The organism is Hydrogenophaga pseudoflava NBRC 102511 (assembly GCF_001592285.1).
Lineage (GTDB): Bacteria > Pseudomonadota > Gammaproteobacteria > Burkholderiales > Burkholderiaceae_C > Hydrogenophaga > Hydrogenophaga pseudoflava.
The window spans coordinates 92652-118430 of sequence record NZ_BCWQ01000001.1 but is presented as its reverse complement, the minus strand read 5'-3'; the positions used below and the strand labels follow the sequence as shown (position 1 = coordinate 118430).

Below are 25779 nucleotides of genomic sequence, written 5' to 3'. Positions count from 1 at the left end.
TTTGAAGTTCAGACTGCAGCTCGACGCAGCGTTTCGACCACCGGCGTGCGCAACACGCTGCGCAGGCCCCACCAGCCCGCCGCCAGCGCCAGCACGCCGCCCGCCAGGCCGCCGGCCAGCGGCACCCAGGGGGACGGCTGCCAGCTGAACTCGAAGGCGTATTTCGCCAGCGCCCAGCCGACGGCGATGGCCACCACCGACGCGAGCACGCCCGCCAGCAGGCCCACGCCGAGCAGCTCGACCCGCTGCACGTCGCGCAGCAGCTTCGAACCCGCGCCCACCGCGCGCAGCACCGCGAACTCGCGCTCGCGCTCGCCGCGTGTGGCCGTGATCGTGGCCAGCAGCACCACCAGACCAGCCGCCAGCGCAAATCCGAACAGGAACTCCACCGCGCTGATCACCTGACCCAGCACGCGCTGCACCTGCGCAATGGTCTGGCTCATGTCGACGTTGGTGATGTTCGGAAACTGGCGCACCAGCGCGTTGTCAAAGGTTTTGTTGGCATCGGGCACGCGGTAGGCGCTGATGTAGGTGGTGGGCAGATCGGGCAGCTGCGACACCGGGAACAGCACGAAGAAGTTCACCCGCATCGAACCCCAGTCGACCTTGCGCAGGCTGGTGATGCGGCCCTCGACCGGAATGCCGGCCATCTCGAAGCCGAGCCGGTCGCCGAGTTTGAGACCCAGTTCTTTGGCCAGCCCTTCCTCCACGCTGAGCCCGTCCTGTTCCTCCGGCGTCCAGCGGCCGGCGACGATGTCGTTGTGGACCGGCGGCTGGGCGCTGTGCGAGAGGTTGAACTCGCGCTCGACCAGGCGCTGGGCGCGGTCGGTCTCGAAGTTCTCCGGCTGCACCGCGGCGCCGTTCACGCTCACCAGGCGGCCGCGGATCATCGGATACCAGTCGTACTGGCCGATGCCGCCGTCGGTCAGTGCCTGCCGGAACGGATCGGCCTGCTCGGGCTGGATGTTGATGACGAAACGGTTGGGCGCATCGGGCGGCGTGGCGTTGCGCCAGCTGGCGATCAGGTCGGTGCGCAGCAGCACCAGCAGCACCAGGGCCAGCAGCCCCACCGCGAGCGCGCTGATCTGCACCACGGCGTAGGCCGGCCGGGCGGAGAGCTGGCGCGTGGCCAGCACCAGCGCGCGCGGCGCGGTGCTCTCGTTGACGCTGCGGCGCAGCAGCCAGACCGCCGCCCAGCTCACCAGCGCAAACACCGCCACCGCGGCGGCAAAACCACCGACCGCGATGCCGCCGAGCTTGAGGTCGCGGCTGGCGGCCAGCAGCAGCACCGCAAAGCCTGCCACACCCAGGCCCAGCACCGCCAGCGTGGCGGGCTTGAGCTGGCCGACGTCGCGCCGGATCACCCGCAGCGGCGGCACCTGCGCCAGCTGCAGCACCGGCGGCAGGCCGAAGGCCATCATCAGCGTCAGGCCCATGCCCAGGCCCAGCAGCACCGGCCAGAACGTCGCGGCCGGCAGCGCCGACTCGACCAGCCCGGAGAGCAGCAGCACGAACACGTAATGCAACCCGAAGCCCGCCAGCACCCCCAGGCCGCTGGCCACCAGGCCGACCACGGTGAATTCGAAGGCGTAGGCGCGCGCCATGGTGCCCTGCGACAGGCCAAGCACGCGCATCATGGCGCAGTCGTCCAGGTGGCGCTGGGCAAAGCCGCGCGCCGCGATGGCCACCGCCACCGCCGACAGCAGGGCCGCCAGCAGCGCCACCAGGTTGAGGAATTTTTCGGCGCGTTCCAGCGTTTGCTGCATCTCGGGCCGGCCGCCTTCGAGCGACTCCAGCCGCAACCCGCGAATCTCCGGTTTCTTCAGTTCGGCCTCTGCCCAGGCCACGTACTGCTTCACTGCGGGGTCGGCGCCCGCCACCGCCAGCCGGTAGCCGACGCGGCTGGCCGGCTGCACCAGGCCGGAAGCGGGCAGGTCGGCGGCATTGATCATGACGCGCGGCGCGAAGCTCATGAAGCCGGCGCCGCGGTCGGTCTCGACCACGATCACCTTGGCCAGCGTGAGGCTCGCGTCGCCCAGCAGCAGCGGCTGGCCGATCTGGAGCTGCAGCGCCGACAGCAGGGCCGCGTCGACCCAGGCCGTGCCGGGGGCGGGAATGTCGCGGGTGGGCGCGTCGGCCGCCTCGGGGCCGTCGGCCACGCGCAGGCTGCCGCGCAGCGGATACCCGGGTGCCACCACCTTGAGCGCCACGAGGCGCGCCGCGCCGCCCTCTTCGTCCCGCGCCCTGCCCATGGTCGGGAAACTCAGGGTCTGCACCGTCTGCAAGCCCAGCTCGGCGGCCTTGGCGGCAAACGCCGGGGGTGCCGGCTGGTCGCTCTGGATCACCGCGTCGCCACCGATCAGCGCCCGCGCGTCGCGCTGCAGGCCACCCTGCAGCCGGTCGGCAAAAAAAGCCACCGCCGTCAGCGCCGCCACCGCCAGCGTCACCGCCAGCAGCAACAGCCGCAACTCGCCCGCGCGCCAGTCGCGCCAGAGTGAACGCCAGCCCAGGGACCAGAACGACACCGGAAGGGAATCAGGAGCAGCAGCCATCTGGCGACCTTACCCCAAGCGCATCAACCGCGCGCGACCGTATGGATATGCACGAAACACAGCCGGAGCGCGTGTCCGGTTCGAGAACGCGGCGGAACTGGCTCCGCCAGGCCGCTCGCGTTGCCCCTTGAGGGGCGGAGCCGGCTACACGCAGTGAGCCGGCGATGGGGGTGGGCCTTATTTCGTGCCGAAGATCCGGTCGCCCGCGTCGCCCAGACCCGGCACGATGTAACCATGCTCGTTGAGCTCACGGTCCACCGCCGGGGTGTAGATCGGCACGTCGGGGTGCGCGTCGTGGAAGGTCTTGATGCCCTGGGGGCAGGTGACCAGGCACACGAAACGGATCGAGCGCGGGTTCGTGGCCTTGAGCCGGTCCACCGCGGCAACAGCCGAGTTGCCGGTGGCCAGCATGGGGTCGAGCACGATCACGTCGCGCTCCTCCATGCCGCTGGGCATCTTGAAGTAGTACTCCACCGCCTTGAGCGTGGCCGGGTCGCGGTACAGGCCGATGTGGCCCACGCGCGCGCCGGGCAGCACCTGCAGCATGCCGTCCAGAAAGCCATTGCCGGCGCGCAGGATGGAGGCCAGCACGATCTTCTTGCCATCGATCACCGGCGACATCATCTTCTCCAGCGGCGTCTCGATCTCGATCTGCTGCATGGGCATGTCGCGCGTGAGCTCGTAGGCCAGCAGCGCCGACAGCTCGTGCACCAGCTCGCGGAAGCTCTTGGTGCTGGTGTCCTTCTTGCGCATCAGCGTGAGTTTGTGCTGGACCAGGGGGTGATCGATGATGTGGACGTCGCGGCTCATGAACGGGGACTCGAAAAAATGAATGGCCAGCCACCCTGGGCTGGCGCTGCCGCAAGTTTATGCCGCGGGGGGCGGCATGTCGTCGAAGACGATGCGCTGGGGGTGCGAGAAGCACAGGAAGCGCCTGTGCGTGGCCCGGCCGACGGCGCACAGGCCCACGCGCTGGGCCACGTGCAGTCCCATTTCGGTGATGCCGCTGCGCGAAACCACCACCGGCACCCCCATCTGGGCCGACTTGATGACCATCTCGCTGGTCAGGCGGCCGGTGGTGTAGAACACCTTTTCGCCTGCGGGCAGCGGCTGCTGCAGGGCCATCCAGCCCGCGATGGTGTCGACCGCGTTGTGGCGGCCCACATCTTCCACGAACAGCTGCAGGTCTTCGTTGACGAACAGCGCACAGGCGTGCACCGAGCCGGCGGTCTTGTAGGTGCTGTCGTGCAGGCGGATGGTGTTGACGATGCCGTACAGCTGCGACTGACGCAGCGTGGCTTGCGGCGGCAGCACGATGCGGTCCACATCGTCCATCAGGCCACCGAACACACTGCCCTGGCCACAGCCGGTGGTGACCACGCGGCGTGCGGTGCGCTCCTCGATGCGGTCGATGCCCGCGCGCGTCACCACGGCGGCGGCTCCCACGTCCCAGTCGACGGTGATGGACTCGATGTCGTGCACGCCGCCCACCAGCCGCTGGTTGAGCAGGTAACCCAGCACCAGCCATTCGGGGTGGGCCCCCAGGGTCATGAGGGTGACCAGCTCGCGCTTGTCCACGTAGACCGTGAGGTCGCGCTCGGCCGGGATGCGGATGGCGCGCGGCTGGCCGGACTCGTCCACCACCGTCACCTCGCGGGTGAGGTCGGCATGGGCCTGCGTCAGGCGCGGCCGCAGCGCAGCAGCTTGGTCGGGAGCGACGGCGTGGGGCAGATCGGCCAGGTTCATGCGGTCGAGGATACGCCGCCGCGCGGGCGGCGAAAGCCGTCAGGACTTCTTGGCAGGGGCTGCCGCGGCAGGTGCGGGCGCCGCCGGGGCTGCAGGAGCCGCCGCCGAAGCCGGCGCCGGCCAGACAAAGGGGCCCGGATCGGCGCAGGGCGGCGTGGCCGTGGCCGGCTTGGCCGCCTTGCCCGCGGCGGCCAGGGTCTTCTGGTGGTTGGCCGCCGCCTTGTCCATCGACAGGCAGAGCTTGTAGGCGTCCACCTTGCCGGCGTGTGCGGTCTTGGCCTTGGCCTCCTCGGCCTTGGCCTTGGCGGCGTCGTCCAGCACGGGGGCGGGCAACTTGGCCAGCGTGGCCGTGGACACGGCGGCCAGCGCCATCAGCAGGAATGTCTTCTTCATGGTGTCGTCCTCAGGGTCAGGCCTTGGCGGGCGCCTGCAGCGGTGCGGCCGGACCGGACTTGCTGCGCTGGGCGGGGATCTTGCCGGCCTTGACGTCGTCGTACCACAGCTCGTGGTGTTCCTTGGCCCAGGCCTCGTCCACATAGCCCGTCTTCATGGCGCCATAGGCGCCCTTGACGCCGACTGTGCCCATGTAGATGTGGCCCATGATGAGCGTCATCATCAACAGCGCGCACACCAGATGCAGCATGTGGGCGATCTGCATGTCGCCACGCAGGTACAGCATGCCCGGCAGCAGCTTGTCCAGGAACAGGCCCGAGCCCACCACCACGATGCCGGGAATGGTCACGCCCCACCAGAACAGCCCCTTCTCACCGGCGTTGAAGCGGTGAGAAGGCACTTCCTTGTCACTCAGCATGCCGCCGGCCTTGCTGAGCCAGACGAAGTCGGCGGCGTTGGCGATGTTGTCCTTGATGAAGGTGATCACGATGATCAGCAGCGACACCGCGAACAGCGGGCCCACGAAGTTGTGGACATTCTTCAGCGCGAAGGTCAGCCAGCCAAACAGCGTGCTGCCGATCACCGGCAGCAGGAAGAACTTGCCGAAGGCCATGACGATGCCCGAAACCGCCAGCGCGATGAAGGCGCCGGCGTTGGACCAGTGGGCGGCGCGCTCGAACGGGGTGAAGCGCTCGATCTTGCGGCCGGTGTCGGGCAGGTGGCCACCCAGCGGGCCCTTGGTCTTGTAGAAGATAGCCAGCGTCAGCAGCACGATGAAGAGCAGCGCACCGCCGTAGGGGATCAGCCAGTTGTTGCGCACCTGGCGCCAGGCCTCGCCCGCAGTCGTCAGGCGCGAACCCGGGTACTGCACGAAGGGCTGGATCAGGTTGCCGGCCTCGGGCGCCTGCGTCACCGGCAGGCTGCTGTAGCCGGTCACGCCCTTGCCCACATCGCGCCACATGGGCGCGTTGTTGCCGGGCTGCACCAGCTTGCGCTGGGCATTGGTCTGGCTGGCGTAGTTCGGGTCGGAGCTGGCGTCGGGCGCGATCTCGAAGATGTTCGCGCTCTTGACGCCGCCCACGGCCGGGGCCGCCTGCTGGGTGGCGGGCGGTGCGGGATCGTCGGGCGGGGTGCTGGCGGCCTGTGCGTGGACCAGGCCCAGCGTCCCGGCCAGCGACAGCGCCACGCCCCAGCCGCGCAGTCGGGCAAAGGTAGGTTGGCTCATGCGCGGTTCCTCACTGAGAGCTGACGCGGGTGTAGTCGTTCATGCCGTACTGGGCCCGCGCCTTGAGCTGCTGCTCCCAGCTGGCCTTGTCGCCGACCGTCCATCCCGGCTGCTGGTACTGGCTCTTGCCGACGCCGGCATAAGGCGCGGTGTCCTGGCGCACACCGGTGGTTTCCTGGGGCTTCTCGCCGCAGGCGGAGAGGACCGCGGCGCACGCCAGCAGCCCGAAGATGGTCAGGGTCTTGCGCATCACGACTTGGTCCCTCCCTGTGCGGTGCCGTAGGCCGTGCCCCAGCCCCAGACTTCGGCGCCCTTGCCACGGCGCAGCACGCGGCTGCGGAAGATGTCGGCCACCACGTCGCCGTCACCCGCGAGCAGGGCCTTGGTCGAGCACTGCTCGGCGCAGGCCGGCAGCTTGCCTTCGGCCAGGCGGTTGCGACCGTACTTCTCGAACTCGGCTTCGCTGCCGTGCTCCTCCGGGCCACCGGCGCAGAAGGTGCACTTGTCCATCTTGCCGCGCACACCGAAGGTGCCCTGGCTGGGGAACTGGGGGGCGCCGAAGGGGCAGGCGTAGCTGCAGTAGCCGCAGCCGATGCAGACGTCCTTGTCGTGCAGCACCACACCTTCGTCGGTGCGGTAGAAGCAGTTGACCGGGCAGACCGCCATGCAAGGCGCGTCGCTGCAGTGCATGCAGGCCACCGAGATCGACTTCTCGCCCGGCACGCCGTCGTTGAGCGTGACCACGCGGCGGCGGTTCACGCCCCAGGGCACCTCGTGCTCGTTCTTGCAGGCGGTGACGCAGCCGTTGCACTCGATGCAGCGCTCGGCGTCACAGATGAATTTCATTCGTGCCATCGCGCGTCTCCTTATGCTTTTTCGACGTTGCAGACCGTCGTCTTGGTTTCTTGCATCATGGTCACGATGTCGTAACCGTAGGTCGTGGCGGTGTTGATGGCTTCGCCGCGCACCACCGGCATGGCGCCGGCCGGGTAGTAAGCCTTCATGTCCTCACCCTGCCAGCGGCCGGAGAAGTGGAAGGGCATGAACACCGTGTGCTCGTCCACCCGCTCGGTCACCAGGGCCTGCACGTTCAGGCGCGCACCGGTGGGGGTGCTGACCCAGACGCGCTCGCCGTTGCGGATGCCGCGCGCCGCCGCGGCGGCCGGGTTGAGCTCGATGAACATCTCCTGCTGAAGCTCGGCCAGCCAGGGATTGGAACGCGTCTCTTCACCGCCACCTTCGTACTCGACCAGCCGGCCCGAGGTCATGATGAACGGGAATTTCTCGTGGACCTTGTCCTCGACGTTTTTCTGCTGCAGCGACTTGTAGAGGATGGGCAGGCGCCAGCGGTTCTTCTGGTCGTCGTGGCTCGGGTACTTGGCCACCAGGTCGGGACGGATGCCGTAGATCGGCTCGCGGTGCTGAGGGATGCCGTCGGGGAAGTTCCAGACAATCGCGCGCGCCTTGGCGTTGCCGAACGGGTGGCAGCCGTGGGCCATGGCCACGCGGATGATGGCGCCCGTCGGGTCGGTCTTCCAGTTCTTGCCTTCGGCCTTGGCCTTCTCGGCATCGCTCAGGTCGTCCCACCAGCCCAGCTTCTTGAGCAGCAGGTGGTCGAACTCGGGATAGCCGGTGGTGATCTCGGCACCCAGCGAATGCGAGCCGTCCTCGGCCAGCAGGCTCACGCCTTCACGCTCGACGCCGAAGTTGGCGCGGAAGTTGCCGCCACCGTCCATCACGTGCCTGGAGGTGTCGTACAGGTTGGCCGAGCCCGGGTGCTTGATCTCGGGCGTGCCGTAGCAGGGCCAAGGCAGGCCGAAGTAGTCGCCGGACATGTCGTAGCCGGTTTCCTTGTCCACCACCTTGCCCTTGCACTTGAGCGTCTTGATGTCGAAGGCGCCCATGTTGCGCATGTGGGCCTTCAGGCGCTCGGGGCTCTGGCCGGTGTAGCCAATGGTCCAGACGCTGCGGTTGATCTCGCGCAGGATGTCCTCGGGCACGGGCTCGTCCAGACCCTTGACCTGCTGCATCTTGTAGTTCTTGCACAGCTCCTTGTCGAAGCCCAGCTTCTGCGCGAACTGGTACATGATCATGTGGTCGCTGCGGCTCTCCCACAGCGGGTCGATCACCTTCTCGCGCCACTGGAGGGAGCGGTTGGATGCGGTGCAGGAACCGCTGGTCTCGAACTGCGTGGCCGCCGGCAGCAGGTAGACCGCGCGGTCGGGGTTCAGGTCTTCAGGCTTGCCGGGCATGGCGGCCATCGCCGCGGTGGCCGAGGGGTAGGGATCGACCACGACCAGCAGGTCCAGCTTGTCCATCGCGCGCTTCATCTCCAGACCGCGGGTCTGCGAGTTGGGCGCGTGGCCCCAGAAGAACACGCCGCGCAGGTTGTTCTCCTGGTCGATCAGCTCGTTCTTCTCCAGCACACCATCGATCCAGCGCGAGACGGTGATGCCGGGCTTTTCCATCATGCCCTCGGCGTACTGGGCCTTGATCCAGTCGTACTCCACACCCCAGGCGGCCGCGAAGTGCTTCCAGGAGCCGGCGGCCAGGCCGTAGTAACCCGGCAGCGAATCGGGGTTGGGGCCGACGTCGGTGGCGCCCTGCACGTTGTCGTGGCCGCGGAAGATGTTGGTGCCGCCACCACTCTTGCCCACGTTGCCCAGCGCCAGCTGCAGGATGCAGGATGCACGCACCATGGCGTTGCCGATCGAGTGCTGGGTCTGGCCCATGCACCAGACGATGGTGGCGGGTTTGGCTTCGGCCATCATCTTGGCCACCTTGGCCATCTGCTCTTCCTTGACACCGCAGGCCTCTTCGACGGCCGCCGGCGTCCACTTGGCCAGCACCTCTTCACGCACCTTGTCCATGCCATAGACGCGGTCGTTGATGTACTGCTTGTCTTCCCAGCCGTTCTTGAAGATGTGGTGCAGCAGCCCGAACAGGAAGGGAATGTCGGTGCCTGAGCGGATGCGCACGTATTCGTCGGCCTTGGCGGCTGTGCGGGTGAAACGCGGGTCCACCACGATCATCTTGCAGCCGTTCTCCTTGGCATGCAGCATGTGCAGCATGGACACCGGGTGCGCCTCGGCCGCATTGGAGCCGATGTACAACGCGCACTTGCTGTTCTGCATGTCGTTGTACGAGTTGGTCATCGCGCCGTAACCCCAGGTGTTCGCGACGCCGGCCACCGTGGTGGAGTGGCAGATGCGCGCCTGGTGGTCGCAGTTGTTGCTGCCCCAGAAGCTCACGAACTTGCGCAGCAGGTAGGCCTGTTCGTTGTTGTGCTTGGACGAGCCGATGAAGTAGACCGAATCCGGGCCACTGGCTTCCTTCAGCGCCTTCATCTTGGCGGTGATTTCGTCCAGCGCCTGGTCCCAGCTGATCTTCTGGTATTTGCCGTCGACCAGTTTCATCGGATAGCGCAGGCGGTATTCACCGTGGCCGTGCTCGCGCAGGGCCGCGCCCTTGGCGCAGTGCGATCCCAGGTTGATCGGCGAGTCGAACACCGGCTCCTGGCGCACCCAGACGCCGTTCTCCACGATGGCGTCGGTCGCACAGCCCACCGAGCAGTGGGTGCAGACGGTGCGGCGGACCTCGATTTTTCCAGTGCCGTCGATCGAGCCACCCGCAGCGGCCTTGGCCTTCTTGACCAGGGTCAGCTGCGAGGCGGCGATGCCGACGCCGACACCCAGACCCGAGCGGCGCAGGAAGGACCGGCGGTCCATGGTGGGCAGCGCCGACGCCAGGCCGCGCTGCAGGCTGTGAACAAAGGCGTGGCTGCGGCCAGTGGCGGCCGCGCCCGCGGTTTTTTTGGTGAGCAACATCGTGGGGCTCCTCGGGTTCAGATCCGGGTGGTCTTGTAGTACTGCTTGACGTGATCGGTCAGGCTGTAGCCACCGCCCCGCTCGGGAGCCGGGCGGGCGGCAGCCTCGGGTTCGGGCGTGCCCTGCACTGAGGGCAACAGGCTGGTCGCAGCGGCCAGCGCACCGACGGTGCCAGCGCCCGCAAACAGCGTGCGGCGGCTCAGGCGGCCGCGGGATTCGGGTTGGGGCTTGCTCATGCGTGTCTCCTGTGGAACGACGTCCGGCTGGCGTGCACGGCACATCATGTGGACTTTTTGCATATGTGGAATCTAACCAAGGCCCAGTGCCGGCGCAAGCCGACGCCATGTGCCGACCCTCAGCGCCGGAGCGGGTTGACAGCCCGGCCGACGCGCCCCATTTGCGCCGGCATGAAAGCGACGACAACCCAGCGAGAACCATGCCAACCCGACACCAGCACCTGTGACGGTATCCGGGGCGCTTGATCGCCCTTGAAACATCCGAATTCAAGGGAATACCCGCACCTCAGGCACCGCAGTCGCCCATCACGCCGACAAGCTGTCGAGGCCAGTCGCGACAATTTGTCGCGACCCACATCCCACCATCACCGCTGCTCCGGCGGGCCACGTTGTCGGATCGGCGCCAATATCCGAGTGAATTGCTCCACCTCCTCCGTAGAATGCCGCCGGGTGGACACCTCACCTGCGCCTATCTCCTCCCCCGACAAAGGCCTTGAAGGCTGGCCCGACTGGTCCATCCTGGTCGTGGACGACGAGCAGGGCATGCTCAATTTCCTCGTCAAGACGCTGGCGCCACGCTGCCACTTCGTGATGAGCGCCACCAGCGCCGAGGAAGGCGCCGACTGGCTGCACGGCCACCACGCCGACCTGGTCATCCTCGACATCTCGCTGCCCGGCAAGAGCGGTGTGACCTGGCTCAAGGAGTTGCGCGAGCAGGGCTTCAGCGGCGAGGTCATCCTGATCACGGCCTTTGCCGACCTGGACACCGCCATCGAGGCGCTGCGCGCCGGTGCGTCGGACTTCATCCTCAAGCCCTTCCGCGTACCCCAGATCCTCAACGCCGTGAAGCACTGCTTCGAGCGCTCGCGGCTGCGGCGCGAGAACTTCGTGCTGCGCCGCGCGGTGGCCAGCTCCAACGGCCGCAACCAGGCGCTGGTGGGCGCGTCCGAAGCGATGCAGCGGCTGCGCGCCTCGGTGGCTCGCGTGGCACCGGTGGACAGCACCGTGCTGCTGCAGGGCGAGTCCGGCACCGGCAAGGAGCTGGTGGCCCGCACCCTGCACGCCAACGGCCCGCGGGCCAACGGCCCCTTCGTGCCGCTCAACTGCGCCGCCGTCTCGCCCGAGCTGATGGAGAGCGAACTCTTCGGCCACGCCCGCGGCGCGTTCACCGGCGCTGCGCGGGCGCGCGAGGGCCTGTTCCACTACGCACAGGGGGGCACGCTGTTCCTCGACGAAGTGGCCGAACTGCCCCTGCCGATCCAGGCCACGCTGCTGCGGGCCATCGAAGACCTGAAGATCCGCCCGGTGGGCAGCGAACAGCTGGTGCCGCTGAACCTGCGCATCATGGCCGCGAGCAACCGCCGCCTGGCGGACGAGGTGGCCGCGGGCCGCTTCCGCAAGGACCTGTATTTCCGGCTGCAGGTGGTGGAGCTGAGCCTGCCACCACTGCGCGAGCACAAGGCCGACATCCCGGCCCTGGTGCAGCACTTCATGGAGCAGCTCGCGCCCGCGCTCGGCGTGGCGCCGCTGGCGATCAGTGCGCAGGAGCTCGACTACCTCGCGCAGTACGACTGGCCGGGCAATGTGCGCGAGCTGCGCAACCTGATCGAGCGCTCGCTCATCCTCGGTTCGCTCAACATCTCGGCCCTCTACCCCGGGGACCCTGTGCGCAGCGCCGGCACCGAGGCAGGGGCCCCCATGGATCTGGCGACGCTCGAGAAGCAGCACATCCTCAGCGTGCTCGACTCGGTGCAGGGCGACAAGACCCGCGCGGCCGAACTGCTGGGCGTGTCGCGCCGCACGCTGGAGCGGCGCGTGGCCGAGTGGGGTCATGGCTCACAGGCGTTCGGCCGCTGATGAAGCTGCCCACACCGCGCTGGCTCGCCACCTCGGTGCGCAACAAGCTGCTGGCCATGGCGCTGCTGCCGCTGCTGGTGGTGTTCCCCCTCCTGGTGCTGGCCATCGCGGTGTGGAGCAGCGTCACCTACGACCGTCTGCTGATCACCAAGGTGCGCAGCGATCTGGCCGTGGCGCGCGGCTACTTCGACCAGACCCTGGCCGAGGTGGGCAGCGGCACGCGCGGCGTGGCGCGTTCGCAGCGCCTGCTGCAGGCCATGGCCGGTGGTGACCTGGCCGCACGCCTGGCGGCCGACCGGCAGGAGCTGGGGCTGGACTTCCTGCTGCTCATGCGCCAGGACGACCCGAGCGCCACCCTGCCCGCCGGTGTGGCGTCGCTGCTGCAAACGGCCGCGACGACGCCCGCAAGGTCCGCGCAGATCGTGCGCCTCTCGCGCGACGAACTCGCGGCCCTCGCCCCGCGGTTGCTGCCTCGCCTGCACATCCCGCTGGTGAGCACGCGCAACGCCGCGCCCGATGCCCGCGCCACGGAAGACCGCGCCCTGGTGCTGCTGGCGCTGCAGCCGGTGCGGGACGCCGCGGGCCAGCCCCAGGCCCTGCTGGTGGGCGGTCTGCTGCTCAACCAGAACCTGGATTTCATCGACCACATCAACCGCATCGTCTATCCCGAAGGCGCCCTGCCCTTCGGCAGCGAGGGCACCGCCACCCTGTTCCTCGACGACGTGCGCATCACCACCAACGTGCGCCTGTTCCAGGACCAGCGCGCCATCGGCACCCGCGTGTCGCAGACCGTGCGCGACCGGGTGCTCGGCCAGGGTGAGACCTGGCTGGACCGCGCCTTCGTGGTCAACGACTGGTACGTCTCGGCCTACGAACCGCTGCTGGACGCCGCGGGACAGCGTGTGGGCATGCTCTACGTGGGTTTCCTGGAGTCGCCCTTCCGCTGGGTGCGCCACGCCATGCTGGCCGTCATGGGCCTGATCTTCCTGGCGGTGATGGCGGTGTCGGCCTGGTTCTCGGTGCGCTGGGCGCGCAGCATCTTCAAGCCGGTGGAGCAGATGAACCGCACCATGCAGCGCGTGGAGGACGGCGAGGCCGCGGCCCGTGTGGGCACCTTGCCGGCGCGCGACGAGCTCGGCGCCCTGGCCGGCCACCTGGACCAGCTGCTGGACGTGATCGACGAGAACACCGCCGCGCTGCGCCGCTGGGGCGAAGAGCTGGACCAGAAGGTGGCCGAGCGCACGCGCGAGCTGGAGGAGAGCAACGCCTCGCTGCGGCTGGCGCAGCAGCAACTGGTCAAGAGCGAAAAGCTCGCCGCCATCGGCCAGCTCACGGCCAGCATCGCACACGAGATCAACAACCCGATCGCGGTGATGCAGGGCAACCTCGACCTGATCCGCGACACCCTGGGCCCGCAGGCCCGGCCGGTGACGGCAGAGTTCAGGCTGCTGGACGAACAGGTCGAGCGCATGCGCCTGATCGTCACCCAGCTGCTGCAGTACGCGCGGCCCACCGAGTACGCCGGCTACGTGGAGACGCTGGACCTCAACCAGACCGTGCACGACAGCCTGGTGCTGGTGGCGCACCTGCTGGCGCAGACCCGCATCGAAGTGGTGCGCGACCTTCAAGCCACGCAGCGCGTAGGCCTGAACCGGCAGGAGCTGCAGCAAGTCATCATCAACCTGCTCATCAACGCCATCCAGGCCATGCCCAAGGGCGGCACGCTGCGACTGGTCACGCGGGACTGGACCGACGAGCACGGCGCGCGTGGTGCGCTGCTGCAGGTGCAGGACTCGGGGCCGGGGCTGGCACCGGGCGTGGCCGAGCGCCTGTTCCGGCCCTTCTTCACCACCAAGAACGACGGCAACGGTCTGGGCCTGTGGATCAGCCTGGGGCTGGTGGAGCGCTACGGCGGCGGCATCTTCGCGGGGAACCGGGAGGATGGCCACAGCGGTGCCGTGTTCGGCGTGCGGCTATTGACCGAGCCACAGGCGCCGGCGGCGGTGAACACACGGGACGGAAGACCCGGCGGATGAACCGGTGGCGTGTGCCGCTTGCGGTCACTGCAGGGCGGGGACGCCAAGTCTCGTGAGCAGGTCGACCACCAGTTGCGAGCCCCCCCACCACAGCAGCACCACCGACGCGGCGGCCACCAGCGTCGCCACGTGCCCGGCCAGCAGCATCAGGCCATCGCGCAGGCGCAGGCCCCAGGCCGTCAGCACCATGGCCAGGGCGGGCAGCACGTTGTCAAAACTGATGACGGGCACCGGCACCACCATGGAGACCCCCGCCACCGACAGCATCAGGCCGTTGGCCCAGCGCGCGGAGTGGTGGCTCAGGCCCAGTAGCCGGGGCCGCCCCAGACGCGCAATGAGATGGATGACGCGGGCGAGCATGCGGGTGAGCAGTTCCCGGACACGGTCGTTCAGCGTCCGCTCACCGAGCCAAGCGGGCAGGGGCACCGACCGGCCGGCGCAGAGACCGAAGGCGATCACCAGACAGAAGACCCCGACAGCCGAGCCCATGCCCGGCAGCGCCACCGGAAACAGCAGGGGCATGGCCAGCAGCGCCAGCCAGACCAGGCGCTGCCGGCTGTCGTGACCGATGGTGTCGGCCAGGGTGCCACCCATGGCGGACAAATGAGCGTCCGCAATCCGCGCCACGGTGGCGCGGCGCCGGTCCTTGCGGAGCTCGGAGGGTGTCGGGGTTGGGGATGGCTGGCCTGGCATGCGGGATCCAGGAGACGCATGGTCTCGCTGAAGGAAAAAACACCCGCACTGTGCCCGCTGGCGGTGCGCGGTGCAAGGAGCCTGGGCCGAACGCGTCGATCGAAAAAAACTGAACGCCGCGCAGCCGTGCCGACTCACACTCTGTCCTTTCGCCCTCTCGCAACCATGCCGGCACCCCCCTTCGACCCCGACTCACCGCTGCTGTTCGTCATCAATGCCGGGGCCGGCGCCCAGGACGTCGACGCCAAACGGGCCGTGATCGAGTCGGCCCTGGCGGCGCGCGGTCGCCGGGGCGAACTGCGGGTCTGCGAGCCGGCCGAACTGCCGCGCGTGGCGGCCCGGGCCGCGGCGGAGGCGGTGCAGCGGCGTTCGGCAGTGGTCGCCGTGGGCGGCGACGGCAGCCTCAACGCCGTTGCCCAGGCGGCGCACGCGGCCGGCTGCACCATGGGGGTGATGCCCTATGGCACCTTCAACTACTTCGCCCGGACCCACGGCATTCCCACCGACCCGGCCGCAGCGGCACAGCTGCTGATGGATGCGCGACCGCAGCCGGTGCAGGTGGGCGCCATCAACGACCGGGTGTTCCTGGTCAATGCCAGCCTGGGCATCTACCCCGAGCTGCTGCAGGACCGCGAGGCCTTCAAGGCGCGCTTCGGCCGCAGCCGCTGGGTGGCCTTCGTGGCGGCCTGCGCCACCCTGCTGCGTGCGCAGCGCCGGCTGCGCCTGCACATCGAGCTGGGCGACCAGGTGCGCGATGTGAACACGCTGACGCTCTTCGTGGGCAACAACCGGCTGCAGCTGGAGCAGTTCGGCGCCCACCCGGAGGACACCATCGCCGGCACGCCCGGACACGGCAGCATGGCCGCGCTGATGCTGCGCCCCATCGGCACCCTGTCCATGCTCGGGCTGCTGCTGCACGGCGCCATGGGCCGCCTGGGCGAAGCCGCTGGTGTCGAGAGCTTCGAGTTCCACCACCTGGTGGCCCGGCCGCGGCTGCTGCCGGGCCGCCGGGAGGTGATGGTGGCCTTCGACGGTGAGGTGGCGCGCATGCGTGCACCGATCGACTTCCGCGTGCTCGAACAGCCGCTCTATCTGCTCCAGGCCGATTCATGAGCGTACTGCTGCACATTTCAGACACCCACTTCGGTACCGAGCAGGCGCCCGTGATGGCCGCGCTACTGGACCTGGCCGCGCAGCAGCAACCAGACCTGGTGGTGCTCTCGGGCGACATCACCCAGCGCGCCCGGCCGGCCCAATTCCAGGCGGCCAGGGCCTTCGTCGACCGGCTGGGCGCGCCGGTGCTGGCCATCCCCGGCAACCACGACATTCCGCTGCTGGACCTGCGGGAGCGCCTGGCCCGGCCCTACGCGCGCTATGCCGCGGCCTTCGGCACCGACCTCGAACCGGTGATCGCAGCCCCCGAATGGCTGGTCATCGGCGCGAACACCACCCGGGCCTGGCGTCACCGCAACGGCGACCTGTCCATTGCGCAGATCGACCGCGTGGCCAGACTGCTGAGCTCTGCAGACCCCGGCCAGTTGCGCGTGGTGGTGGTGCACCAGCCGCTGGCCGTGACCGAGCCGCGCGACCGCCACCACCTGCTGCGCGGCCACGACGAGGCCCTGCGGGTCTGGGCCGAGGCCGGGGCCGATCTGCTGCTGGGAGGTCACATCCACCTGCCCTACACACTGGCTCTGCACGGGCAGGCGCGCCGGCTGTGGGTGGTGCAGGCGGGCACCGCCGTGTCCTCGCGCCTGCGGCCCGGGGTGCCCAACTCGGTGAACATCGTGCGCTGGGCGCCGGCCCAGGAGCGCTGCCGCGTCGAACGCTGGGACTTCCTGGTTCGCGAGCAAACCTTTGCGCGCACGCTTGCCACCACCTTGCAGCCCGACCGCGAACCCGTCGGCGCCTGAGCACCGGCTATGCGCCGGCGGCGCGCCTCAGATCAGCAGCGCCGCGACAAACAGACCCACCATCACGAAGGCCAGCACCACCTTGGCCAGCAGGCCGAGCATGATGCCCAGCCAGGTGGCCACACCCACGCGGACCGCGCGGGTCTGGTCTTTCTGCGCCAGGTACTCGCCCAGCGCCGCGCCCACCAGGGGCATGAACAGCACACCCACCACGCCCATGAACAGGCCCGCCACGGTGCCGATGGCCGCGCCCAGCAGGGCCTGCCGGCTGGCGCCGGCCTTGCGGGCGCCGAGCAGCCCGGCCACGTAGTCCAGCACCCAGGCCAGCGCGGCCAACACCGTCACCACCACCAGGGTGGTCGTGCCCACGCGCTGGAAGTCGTCGATCCAGGCGCCCAGCACGATGCCCGCCCACACCAGCACCGTGCCCGGCAACACCGGCAGCACGGTGCCGGCGAGGCCCGCCACGATCAGGGCGGCACACAGAATCCAGAGCAGGGTGATTTCCAAGGCGGGCTTTCAGTAGGTGGTCACGCTCACACCATCAGATCAAAACCCTGCGACTCCACGCTGACAAAGGCCGCCGTGAAACCGGCCAGCGCGGCGTAGAACCGGGCCTTGGGGTGGGCGCTGATGGCCTCGCACATGGCGGGCACCCAGGGCTGCACGTGGGCGCTGAAGAACTTCTGCTGCTGGGTGAGGTTGGCCACTTCCACGTCGTCACCGGCGATGAGGTAGCGCATGACTTCGCAGACACAGGCGAAGTGGTCTTCGGTTTCGGGCATGGCCTCGTCGCGCGCCAGACCCAGGGCGGCCAGGTCGCTGCGCAGCGCGGCGAGCGGCTTTTCGTTCAGGAAGCCGCTGAGGTAGAACGAGCCGAACAGGTAGACCTCGGGCTTGCCGACGCCGCCGAACAGGGCGTCGTACTCGTTCGCCACCTGTTCGTCGCTGAGGTCGCGCACGGTGCCGACGAACTGGCGCCACGGTTCTTCGAGGAAGCCGCCGGCCGCGGGCGCTTCGGTCACGGCCACGCGCAGCTGAGCCAGCAGTTCGGGGCCGGGTGGCGCGTAGTACAGCGCGGCCAGCAGGCCATAGACCTCGGCGCGGGCGGTTTCTTCGTCGAGGGCGGAGGACACGGGGATCGGTTCGTTCATATCGTTCACAGATCGGAGATGCGGGACTCGCCCGGGTTCGAATAGATGTCCACCACACGGCAGTCGCCGCACATTTTCAGCCGCTCCAGCGCCTCGCCCTGGAACATGGCGTGGCCGCTGAGTTTGGCCAGCATGACCTCGATGCCCTTGAGCGTGCCGAAGGGCTTGCCGCAGCGCACGCACTGGTAAGGCTGTGCTTCATTCAGCACTCGCGGCTGACGGCGTTCATCGGAGAGCAGCAGGCGCGGCTGCAGGGTGATGGCGTTTTCGGGACAGGTGGTGGCGCACAGGCCGCACTGCACGCAGTTCTTCTCGATGAAGCGCAGCTGCGGGCGTTCGGCGTTGTCCTGCAGTGCACTGGCCGGGCAGGCGCTGACGCAGCTCAGGCAGAGCGTGCAGGCGTCGCGGCCCACGTTCAGGCTGCCAAAAGGCGATGCGGCGGGCAGCGCGATGGCCGCATCCTTCGTGCGGCTGATGCGGTTCGCGCTGTCCTGCAGCAGGTGGTCCAGCGCGAGGTCGAGCGTGGCGCGTTTTTCGGGCTGCACCGCGAAGCTGGCCGCCTTGGTGACGCCTTGCGCGGGCGCTTCGCCCAGCTCGGCGTCGAGCAGCGGCAGGTCGCGCGCGTCGCGCACCTCGATGAGCTTGAAGTGGCGGCCGCTGTAGCCCAGCGCCTGCACGATGGATTCGGCCACCGCCATCTGCTCGCGCAGGGCCTCGTGGTACTGCGGCGCTTCTTCGCCGGTCATCAGCACCCAGACCTGGCGGGCGCCGTAGGCGAACGCGGTGAGCCAGAGGTCGATGCCGGTGGAGGACGTGTGCCACAGCGGCAGCGGGATCACGCGGGCGGGCACGCCGCGCACCGTCTTGTCGAGCTGCGCCAGACGGCCCAGGTCGTTGACCAGCGCTGCGCCCGCTTCCTGGCTGTGCAGCAACAGGGCGGCGTCCTGGCCGCCGGCCTTGGCGTAGGTGGCCAGCAGGGTGCGCAGCTTGACGCCCTGCTCGGTGGCGCGCGGGTATGCGTAGCTGATCGCACCGGTGGGGCAGACGGTGGTGCAGGTGCCGCAGCCGACGCAGAGGTGGGGGTTGACGACGATCTGGTTGCGCTTGAGGTCGCTGGAAATCGCCGAGGCCGAGCACACGTCCACGCAGGCGCTGCAGCCCACGCTCTGGTTGCGGCCGTGGGCGCAGATCTTCTGCTTGTAGGTGAAGAACCTGGGCTTCTCGAACTCACCCACCAGGTCGCGCAGCTGGGTAACGGCGCGCACCTGGGCCAGGGCATCGGCCGTGGCCGGCAGGTGCACATAGCCTTGCGGCAGCGCGTGCTGGGTGAAGCCGGGGGCGTCGCGCAGGTCGAGCACGAGGTCGAAGGTCTCTTCGCGTTCCTGCGCTTCGCGCTGGAAGTTGATCGCGCCCACGGCCTCGCAGGCCTTGACGCAGGCACGGTGCGATTTGCAGAGCGACAGGTCCACCTGGTAATCGAGGCCGATGGCACCTTCGGGGCAGGCGGCCACGCAGGCGTTGCAGCGGGTGCAGAGGTCCAGGTCGATCGGGTTGCTGGCGCTCACCGTCACGGCGAACGCACCGAGCCAGCCCTGCAGGCGGTGCAGCTGGCCGGGGAGCACCGGGTACAGGCGCGCCTGCTGGCCGCTGCCGCCCGTGGGCAGCAGGGTCACGTCCAGCGCGTCGCTGACCAGCGCAGCCAGGGCTTCGGCGCGCTCCAGCGGGCCGATGATCAGCAGGCGGCCTTCGCTGTTGTAGGTGACGGTAGGCACCGGCTCCGGATCGGGCAGGCGGGCCGCCGCCAGCAGGGCCGCCATCTTGGGCGTGGCCTGCGGGGCCTCGCGGCCCCAGCCGCCGGTTTCGCGGATGTTGACGAAGCGGATCGGCCGAACGTCCAGGTCCACCGCGCCTTCGGTCTGGGCCGAGAGTTCACCGAACAGCCGGCTTTCCTGCGTGCAGGCCACCACCAGGTCGTCGCGGCTGCGGCAGGCCTTCTGGAAGGAGGGGGCGTCGCGCCGGCACAGCGTGGTGTGCAGGCTCAGGTCTTCATCCAGCGCCCGGCCCAGGGCCTTGGGGTCCAGGGGCATGGTCTGGTTGCAGTTGCAGATCAGCGTGGTCATCGTGGGGGGTCTCTTCGGGTGCGGCCGCGTCTGGTGCGCGGGTGTCTTCTGTGGCCGGTGGAGGCTCTGCTCTGGCGTCCGTGGCAATGGCTTCGGAGGCCAAGTTCACGGGCTTCTTTGTGTCGTTGTCTTCGGGGTCGTCCACCAGTTTCAAAAACTGGGCGCTGACCATCCGGGCCATGTCGGCGGCCAACAGCGGACTGGGTTTGGAGTAGTCGTCGATGTAGATGTCCAGACCGTCCATCACGTTGAAGTGCGGGTCGGCGAACAGCTTCTTGACGGCGGCATTGCGCACTTCGGGCGGTACGTCCCTAGCCACAAAGCGGCGGAAATCGGAGGCCGGCGTGAGGTGCTGCGTGTCTTCCAGCGTGGGCGGCGGTGGGGCTTCCGCAGCCTCGGGCGCGGGCGCAGCGGCCACATCTTCGGGAGGAACAGGAAACGCTGCTGCGGGGGCCGCAGCAGCGGGCTGCGGGGGAAGAGCCAGGGGCGCGGCCGCTTCTGGCAGTGGCTCGCCCGCGCGGGCCTGCGCCTTGCGGCGCGACCAGCGCGAGAAGAATCCGTCGTCGCCAGCGGCACTCATGCGGGTTTGCGGTGGCGGTCCGCCCGTTCGCGTGTGGCCTGCAGAAAGGCTTCCATCAGCGGACCGCTGTCGATCAGGCCCTGGCGGGCCTCGGCGGGCAGCAGGTGGAACTCGGGGTGCCATTGCAGGCCGAGCACGAAGCCCGGCCCGGTGGCGCGGATGGCCTCGATCACATCGTCCTGCGGGCAACGGGCCTCGACGATCAGCCCTTCGCCCAGACGGTCCACGCACTGATGGTGGATGCTGGTGACGCTGTGCACCGAGGAGCCGTACAGCCGGTCGAGCAGCAGGCCCGGTTCAAAACGGACCTCGTGATGCAGCCGGTCGTAGTGGGCCAGGTCCTGGTGCAGCACCGGGCTGCGGCGCTGCGAAGGGATGTCCTGCAGCAGCGTGCCACCGTAGTACACGTTGATCAGCTGGGCTCCGCGGCAGATGCCGAGCACCGGCTTGCGCGCCTCGATGAAGCCGCGCAGCAGGGCCAGTTCGTAGCGGTCGCGCACCGGATCGCCCGCCCATTCGGGCCGCAGCAGCGTGCCACCATAGGTTTCGGGGCAGACATCAATGCCGCCCTGCAGCACCAGGCCGTCGAGCAGGTCCACCACCTCGCTTGCGGGCACGCGGTTGACCAGGTGGGGGCTGTTTTCGTCGACGAATGGCACCATGAGCGCGATCGCGCCATGGGCCATCACCCAGTGCGCCATGGAGCTTTCAAGGAACTGCAGGCGTTTCTGCGGCAGACCCAGCCCTGGCGGGGGCTCGTGCAGCAAGCGTGCACTGATGCCGATGCGAAGCATCATCTGGATTCTCCTCCGCTGTGGCGCGGGCCCACCTTGCCGGTGCTCACGCGGGCCGGCTGGCCGAACCGGTCGGTCAGTGGCTTGAAGCTGTCGGGCCGCTTGCGGCGCTTGGGCTCGATATGGTGGTGCTCGGCCACGAAGGTCTGCAGCCATTCAACCACCTCGGGCGAGGCGGGCACCTGGTCCACCTTTTCCTGGGCATCAAGCCAGCGACCAGCGTCGTGGTAGCTGAGCGTGGCGATCTGCGGCACGGCCATGGGCTCGCCATCGATCAGCTGCGCATCGTCGGTGCGCCAGAACACCCAGAAGCACGGCGACGGGCTGTTGAGGTTCAGAAAATAGCCTTCTGCGTCGTCCCGGTACAGCGTGGCGCGCAGGCCGTTGAACAGCCAGTACCGTGCGCCCTCCACCACCACCGCACCCGGCAGCGGCTGGACCTCGCGCGGTGCGCCGGCCACAGCCTCGGGGGCGCCCACGGGCACCTCGCCAGGGGCCCCGGCCGCCATCACGTCGGCCAGCACCCAGCGCCAGCGCTGCCACCGAGCCATCGGCCCCGTGACGGGCTCGCGCCGCATCACCACATCGACCGGCAGAGAGGGACGACCGGATGGCGTCGGAGAAACTTGTGCATCGGCATTCATAGGACAACGGACTGTACGCCAAGGCGATGGACGGCTGTATCTGCGGGGTGAATGACCAGTTCGTCCTGTACGGAGGGCGTGCCTCGGTGTAATCTGCGTGAGTTTTCGCACAACAACACCCCACATTCCCCCGCCTTGCCATGTCTTCAGCCCCGTCGTTGCTCGATCAATGCTTTGACCGGGTGCTCAGGGAAGCCCCAGCCTTGCTGGGCCGCAGCCTGAACGCGACGGTGGCGGCGCTTCAGGACGCGGAAAACCAGAGCCGCGAGGTGGCGCAGCGGTCCCTGCTGGCACGCGCCTGGTTCAGCCTGGAACGCCAGCGCAACCCATTGACCGCCCAGTTCCCGCTGCGCCTGCAGCAGGCCTTCCAGCGTGGTGACCACGACGGGCCCACCTCGTCGATGGGGCGCATGTCCGACTCGTCCCTGCTGGCGCTGGTGGACGACGACTCGGTCAACGAGTCGCTGGAGGCGGCCCGCATGCTGCAGGCGCTGCTGCCGGTGGTCGAACAGTCGCTGTCGATGGTGGACGCCCGCATGAGCTCGCTCATCGGCCTGGACACCGTGCACGCCGAGAAAAACCCGCTGCGGCCCTCGGTGTTCGTGCGCACACTGCGCGACCTGATGGCCGAGCGCGAGTCCGACCCGCAGTTGCGCAGCCTGTGGATGCAGAAGATCGTCGCCCCGCTGGCGAAGGAGTTGAGCCAGCTCTACGGACAGGTGGCCCTGATGCTGCAGCAGGCGCGGGTGCAGGAGGCGGGTTACCGCATCCGCCTGGTGGCCGACGGTTCGCCCCAGAGCGCGACGCACCTGTCCACGCGGGGCTGGCTGGAGGAAGGCTCGCCCTCCGAGCGGGCCGGGCTGGCCCCTTCCCGGGAGGGACTGGACACCCCCGCACCGCCGATGTCGCTGCGCATGAAGGACCTGGCGCGCACCCAGACGCCGCTGCAGCACGAGGTGCTGCAGGCCTTCATGGCCGGCGAACAGGCGGTGTTCGATCACCCGCTGGACAACGCGTATTTCGAGCAGGTGCGCCAGGAACTGCACCACGTCGACCTGCTGGCCCGGCTGCCCCAGCCCGCGCCCGAAGAACTGGAGCAGGAGCGCACACGCTACCGCGACCTGCCCGCGGTGGAACGCCCGGCGCGACCGGTCGACGTGGCCTCGCCGCTGGATGCGGACCAGTGGGGCGACTACGCCGCGCCGCACGAACGCACCCGCGTCCTGCTGGAGCTCAAGCACCAGGCCGACAAGGTGTCGCAGGCCGTCGGTCTGGACGTGGTGCGCAAGCTGGTCAACCAGGTCTCGGGCGATCCGCTGCTGCTGGCACCGGTGCGCGAGGCGGTGGTGGCGCTGGAGCCGGCGCTGCTGCGTCTGGCCATGGCCGAGCCGCGCTACTTCAGCCGCGGCGACCACCCCGCGCGCCTGTGGATCGAGGCGGTGGCCCAGCGCAGCTTCCGCTACAACGACGAGTTCTCTCCCGGCTTCGAAGCCTTTTTCGAACCGGTGCGCGCCCAGGTCCGTTCGCTCAACGACAGCGGGTCGGTGGAGGCCGGCCCTTTCGCCTCCGCCCTGGACGAGCTCAAGGCGCAGTGGGCGAGCGACGACGAGGCGCAGGAGCAGCGCCGCCAGCGGCAGCTGCAGGCACTGAACTTCGCCGAGCGGCGCCAGGAGCTGGCGGACCAGATCGCCTGGGAAATCAGCCACCGGCCCGACCTCTACGACGCACCCGCCATCGTGCTCGACTTCCTGTACGGCTCGTGGTCGCTGGTGATCGCCTCGGCCGAGCTGCAGCACCCCGGCAAGGGGCCGGACCCGTTTGGCTACCGCAAGGTCATCGGCCACCTGCTGTGGAGCACACGCAGCCAGGTGACCCTGCGCCAGCCCAGCCAGCTGTTCCAGATCGTGCCCGGCATGCTGATGACCCTGCGCCAGGGGCTGGAGAGCCTGGGCCAGTCACCCGACGAAACCCGGACCTTTTTCGACGCCCTGCTCAAGCTGCACGAACCCGTGCTGCGGCTGCGGCGCGCCCGCGCCCGGGTGGACGGCCATGCCACGGCGCTCACACCCGAGGTCAGCGAGTCGGAGCAGCAGGCGCTGGCCACCCTGCTGGCACCCGCATCGCCCGAGCAGCAGAAACCCACCCCGCGCGAACAGCCCTGGATCGGCGCGCGCGAACTCGCCAGCGCCGGGTTCAGTGAAACCATGCCGCTCACCAGCAGCGAGGCCTCGGAAGCGGCGGAGGTGGTGGAGGCGTTCGCGGAGATCGCAGTCACAACCGATGCGGATGTGAACACGGACGCGGTCGAACCGGCGATGCTGCTCGCGCGCATGACGACCGGCACCTGGGTGGACCTGTACTCCGGCGGCGAGTGGCTGCGGGCGCAGCTGGTCTGGAGCAGCCAGAAGGCCAGCCTGTTCATGTTCAACAGCCTGGGCGGCCGCACCCACACCATGACACGCCGCAGCTGCGAGAAGCTGATGACCAAGCGCTGGCTGCGCCTGGTCGAAACCCGGCCGGTGATGGCGCGGGCGCTGAACCAGGTCGTGACCGCCGAGGCGGTCGCCGAGGCTCAGTAGGTTTCCAGGTGCAGGCGGCCTTCGCGCTTGAGCGCGGCGCCGACCTCGTCCCAGTTCAGTCCGGCGCCGGTGGCGATGTCGCGCAGCGCCAGCACCACGCCCTCCTCCATGGCCTTGAGGCCGCACACGTAGAAGCAGGCGTTCGGATCCTGCAGCAGCTGCGCCAGATCGGCCGCGCGCTCGCGCATCGCGTCCTGCACATAGCGCTTGGGCTGGCCCGGCGTGCGGCTGAACGCGAAGTTGCTGTCGATGAAATCCTTGGGCAGGCTCTGCAGCGGGCCGAAGTACGGCAGCTCTTCCTGCGTGCGGGCACCGAAGAACAGCATCAGCTTGCCGCCCTCGAACTTGCCGCTGGCGCGCAGCCGGCGGCGCCACTCGGTCATGGCGCGCATGGGGGCCGAACCGGTGCCGGTGCAGATCATGACGATGCTGGACCTGGGGTGGTTGGGCATCAGGAAGCTGGTGCCGAAGGGCCCGATCACCTGCACCTGGTCACCCACCTGGAGGTCGCACATGTAGTTGCTGGCGACACCGCGCACCGGCTGGCCCGAGTGGTCTTCCAGCACGCGCTTGATGGTCAGCGAGAGGTTGTTGTGGCCGGGCCGCTCGCCGTTGCGCGGACTGGCGATGCTGTACTGGCGCGCATGGTGCGGCTTGCCGCTGGCGTCCACCCCGGGCGGCACGATGCCGATGCTCTGGCCTTCGAGCACCGGGAAGGGCATGGCGCCGAAGTCCAGCACGATGTGGTGGGTGTCGTAGTCCTTGCCGACGGCGGTCACGCGCAGGTTGCCTGTCACCGTGGCGGTGACGGTCTTCTGCGCGGCCTTGGGGCCGTAGAGGTTGGTGTAGGCGTGGGCCGCGCTCCAGGGCGGGATGGTGGCGCCGTACTGGGCGGAGTTGAAGGCGGTCTGGCCGCTCGGGTCGGCCGCGGGGGCCGGCTCGGGTTCGGCCACCGCGGCGGGCGCAGTTTCACCGGCATCGGCCGCCGCGGCGGCGAGGTCCGCGGCCGGGATCTCGGCGGGCAGCACGTCCCAGCCGAGCTGTTCCTCGATGGAGTAGGCCCTGGCGCGCACCACGCGGCGGTAGTTGTCGATGGAGCCGGTGGGGCACGGCGAGATGCAGTCGTTGCACCAGTTGCACTTGCTGACGTCGACGACGTAGTTGCGCGAGTCGTGGGTGATGGCACCGACCGGGCAGATCGATTCGCAGGTGTTGCAGCGGATGCAGATCTCGGGGTCGATCAGGTGCTGCTTGATGACGGCGGCTTCGGCGGGGGCGTTCATCTTCGGTCTCCGGCTTCTTGTCTCGTGGGGTTCAATTGTCTGGGTTGTTGACTACTTCGTTGCACCGCGTGAACCCGGGTGGCTGACTCCGTTCGTGTCCCCCGCCGGCCTGCGGCCGGCTCCTCCTCTTACCTCACTGCGCCAGCC

22 protein-coding genes are annotated in these 25779 nt (G+C 68.9%); 5 read left to right on the top strand and 17 right to left on the bottom strand.

Features of this window, described 5'->3' with window-relative positions; genetic code table 11:
- Window positions 1-8: 8 nt before the first annotated feature.
- The 9 genes from HPS01S_RS00595 to HPS01S_RS00555 form a co-directional block, all read right to left on the bottom strand.
- Window positions 9-2552: an ABC transporter permease gene (locus HPS01S_RS00595; protein WP_066149690.1), complete on the bottom strand. Its 2544-nt coding sequence runs from the start codon at window positions 2550-2552 to the stop codon at window positions 9-11.
- A gap of 177 nt (window positions 2553-2729) precedes the next feature.
- Window positions 2730-3362 (bottom strand): uracil phosphoribosyltransferase, encoded by a 633-nt coding sequence (upp, locus tag HPS01S_RS00590; protein WP_066149688.1) that lies wholly within the window; start codon window positions 3360-3362, stop codon window positions 2730-2732.
- A 57-nt stretch (window positions 3363-3419) separates the two neighbouring features.
- Complete coding sequence (locus HPS01S_RS00585; protein WP_066149685.1) at window positions 3420-4298, bottom strand: formate dehydrogenase accessory sulfurtransferase FdhD; 879 nt, start codon at window positions 4296-4298, stop codon at window positions 3420-3422.
- Between the two features lie 39 nt (window positions 4299-4337).
- Window positions 4338-4691, bottom strand: coding sequence for a hypothetical protein (locus HPS01S_RS00580; protein ID WP_066149682.1), 354 nt, complete (start codon window positions 4689-4691; stop codon window positions 4338-4340).
- A gap of 16 nt (window positions 4692-4707) precedes the next feature.
- Window positions 4708-5916, bottom strand: a complete 1209-nt coding sequence (locus tag HPS01S_RS00575) for a formate dehydrogenase subunit gamma (protein ID WP_066149680.1) — start codon at window positions 5914-5916, stop codon at window positions 4708-4710.
- A gap of 10 nt (window positions 5917-5926) precedes the next feature.
- The gene (locus tag HPS01S_RS00570; RefSeq protein ID WP_066149677.1) at window positions 5927-6166 is read right to left on the bottom strand and encodes a hypothetical protein; all 240 of its coding nucleotides are present in this window, start codon (window positions 6164-6166) and stop codon (window positions 5927-5929) included.
- A complete protein-coding gene (gene fdh3B, locus HPS01S_RS00565; RefSeq protein WP_066149674.1) occupies window positions 6166-6771 on the bottom strand; it encodes a formate dehydrogenase FDH3 subunit beta in 606 nt (201 codons plus the stop codon). Before fdh3B ends, HPS01S_RS00570 begins: the two co-directional genes overlap by 1 nt.
- Before the next feature lie 11 nt (window positions 6772-6782).
- Entirely contained in the window at window positions 6783-9743 is a 2961-nt protein-coding gene (locus tag HPS01S_RS00560; RefSeq protein WP_066149670.1) for a formate dehydrogenase subunit alpha, read from the bottom strand.
- A gap of 17 nt (window positions 9744-9760) precedes the next feature.
- On the bottom strand, window positions 9761-9979 hold the full coding sequence (locus HPS01S_RS00555; RefSeq protein ID WP_066149667.1) for a formate dehydrogenase: 219 nt from the start codon (window positions 9977-9979) through the stop codon (window positions 9761-9763).
- A gap of 450 nt (window positions 9980-10429) precedes the next feature.
- Here HPS01S_RS00555 and HPS01S_RS00550 point away from each other — a divergent pair, with 450 nt between their 5' ends.
- Together HPS01S_RS00550 and HPS01S_RS00545 are read left to right on the top strand one after the other, a co-directional pair.
- Complete coding sequence (locus HPS01S_RS00550) at window positions 10430-11836, top strand: sigma-54-dependent transcriptional regulator (RefSeq protein WP_243721695.1); 1407 nt, start codon at window positions 10430-10432, stop codon at window positions 11834-11836.
- Window positions 11836-13872: a sensor histidine kinase gene (locus HPS01S_RS00545; RefSeq protein WP_066149664.1), complete on the top strand. Its 2037-nt coding sequence runs from the start codon at window positions 11836-11838 to the stop codon at window positions 13870-13872. Before HPS01S_RS00550 ends, HPS01S_RS00545 begins: the two co-directional genes overlap by 1 nt.
- A gap of 24 nt (window positions 13873-13896) precedes the next feature.
- Here the strand turns inward: HPS01S_RS00545 and HPS01S_RS00540 are convergent, their stop codons facing one another.
- A complete protein-coding gene (locus tag HPS01S_RS00540; RefSeq protein WP_066149661.1) occupies window positions 13897-14466 on the bottom strand; it encodes an exopolysaccharide biosynthesis protein in 570 nt (189 codons plus the stop codon).
- Window positions 14467-14730: 264 nt separating this feature from the next.
- Here HPS01S_RS00540 and HPS01S_RS00535 point away from each other — a divergent pair, with 264 nt between their 5' ends.
- Together HPS01S_RS00535 and HPS01S_RS00530 are read left to right on the top strand one after the other, a co-directional pair.
- Window positions 14731-15678, top strand: coding sequence for a diacylglycerol/lipid kinase family protein (locus HPS01S_RS00535; protein WP_066149658.1), 948 nt, complete (start codon window positions 14731-14733; stop codon window positions 15676-15678).
- A complete protein-coding gene (locus HPS01S_RS00530) occupies window positions 15675-16478 on the top strand; it encodes a metallophosphoesterase family protein (protein ID WP_066149655.1) in 804 nt (267 codons plus the stop codon). The genes HPS01S_RS00535 and HPS01S_RS00530 overlap by 4 nt, the downstream gene beginning before the upstream one ends.
- Before the next feature lie 27 nt (window positions 16479-16505).
- Here HPS01S_RS00530 and HPS01S_RS00525 read toward each other — a convergent pair whose 3' ends face one another.
- From HPS01S_RS00525 to HPS01S_RS00500, 6 genes are read right to left on the bottom strand one after another with little or no spacing between them, the layout of a single operon-like run.
- Entirely contained in the window at window positions 16506-16988 is a 483-nt protein-coding gene (locus HPS01S_RS00525) for a DUF456 domain-containing protein (protein ID WP_066149652.1), read from the bottom strand.
- A gap of 26 nt (window positions 16989-17014) precedes the next feature.
- Window positions 17015-17632 (bottom strand): TorD/DmsD family molecular chaperone, encoded by a 618-nt coding sequence (locus tag HPS01S_RS00520; protein ID WP_066149649.1) that lies wholly within the window; start codon window positions 17630-17632, stop codon window positions 17015-17017.
- Between the two features lie 5 nt (window positions 17633-17637).
- The gene (locus tag HPS01S_RS00515; RefSeq protein ID WP_066150863.1) at window positions 17638-19719 is read right to left on the bottom strand and encodes a 4Fe-4S binding protein; all 2082 of its coding nucleotides are present in this window, start codon (window positions 19717-19719) and stop codon (window positions 17638-17640) included.
- Complete coding sequence (locus HPS01S_RS00510; protein ID WP_066149647.1) at window positions 19679-20332, bottom strand: DUF3306 domain-containing protein; 654 nt, start codon at window positions 20330-20332, stop codon at window positions 19679-19681. The genes HPS01S_RS00515 and HPS01S_RS00510 overlap by 41 nt, the downstream gene beginning before the upstream one ends.
- Window positions 20329-21129 (bottom strand): gamma-glutamyl-gamma-aminobutyrate hydrolase family protein, encoded by an 801-nt coding sequence (locus tag HPS01S_RS00505; protein WP_066149644.1) that lies wholly within the window; start codon window positions 21127-21129, stop codon window positions 20329-20331. The genes HPS01S_RS00510 and HPS01S_RS00505 overlap by 4 nt, the downstream gene beginning before the upstream one ends.
- On the bottom strand, window positions 21126-21770 hold the full coding sequence (locus HPS01S_RS00500) for a DUF3305 domain-containing protein (RefSeq protein WP_066149641.1): 645 nt from the start codon (window positions 21768-21770) through the stop codon (window positions 21126-21128). Before HPS01S_RS00500 ends, HPS01S_RS00505 begins: the two co-directional genes overlap by 4 nt.
- 140 nt (window positions 21771-21910) lie before the next feature.
- On the opposite strand from HPS01S_RS00500, the gene HPS01S_RS00495 reads away from it, so the two are divergent.
- Window positions 21911-24349 (top strand): DUF1631 family protein, encoded by a 2439-nt coding sequence (locus HPS01S_RS00495; RefSeq protein ID WP_084396925.1) that lies wholly within the window; start codon window positions 21911-21913, stop codon window positions 24347-24349.
- Here the strand turns inward: HPS01S_RS00495 and boxA are convergent.
- Window positions 24343-25632 carry a benzoyl-CoA 2,3-epoxidase subunit BoxA gene (gene boxA, locus HPS01S_RS00490; protein WP_066149635.1) on the bottom strand — a complete coding sequence of 430 codons (1290 nt, stop codon included), beginning with the start codon at window positions 25630-25632 and terminating at the stop codon, window positions 24343-24345. The two genes, HPS01S_RS00495 and boxA, sit on opposite strands and share 7 nt — an antisense overlap.
- Window positions 25633-25779: the final 147 nt, after the last annotated feature.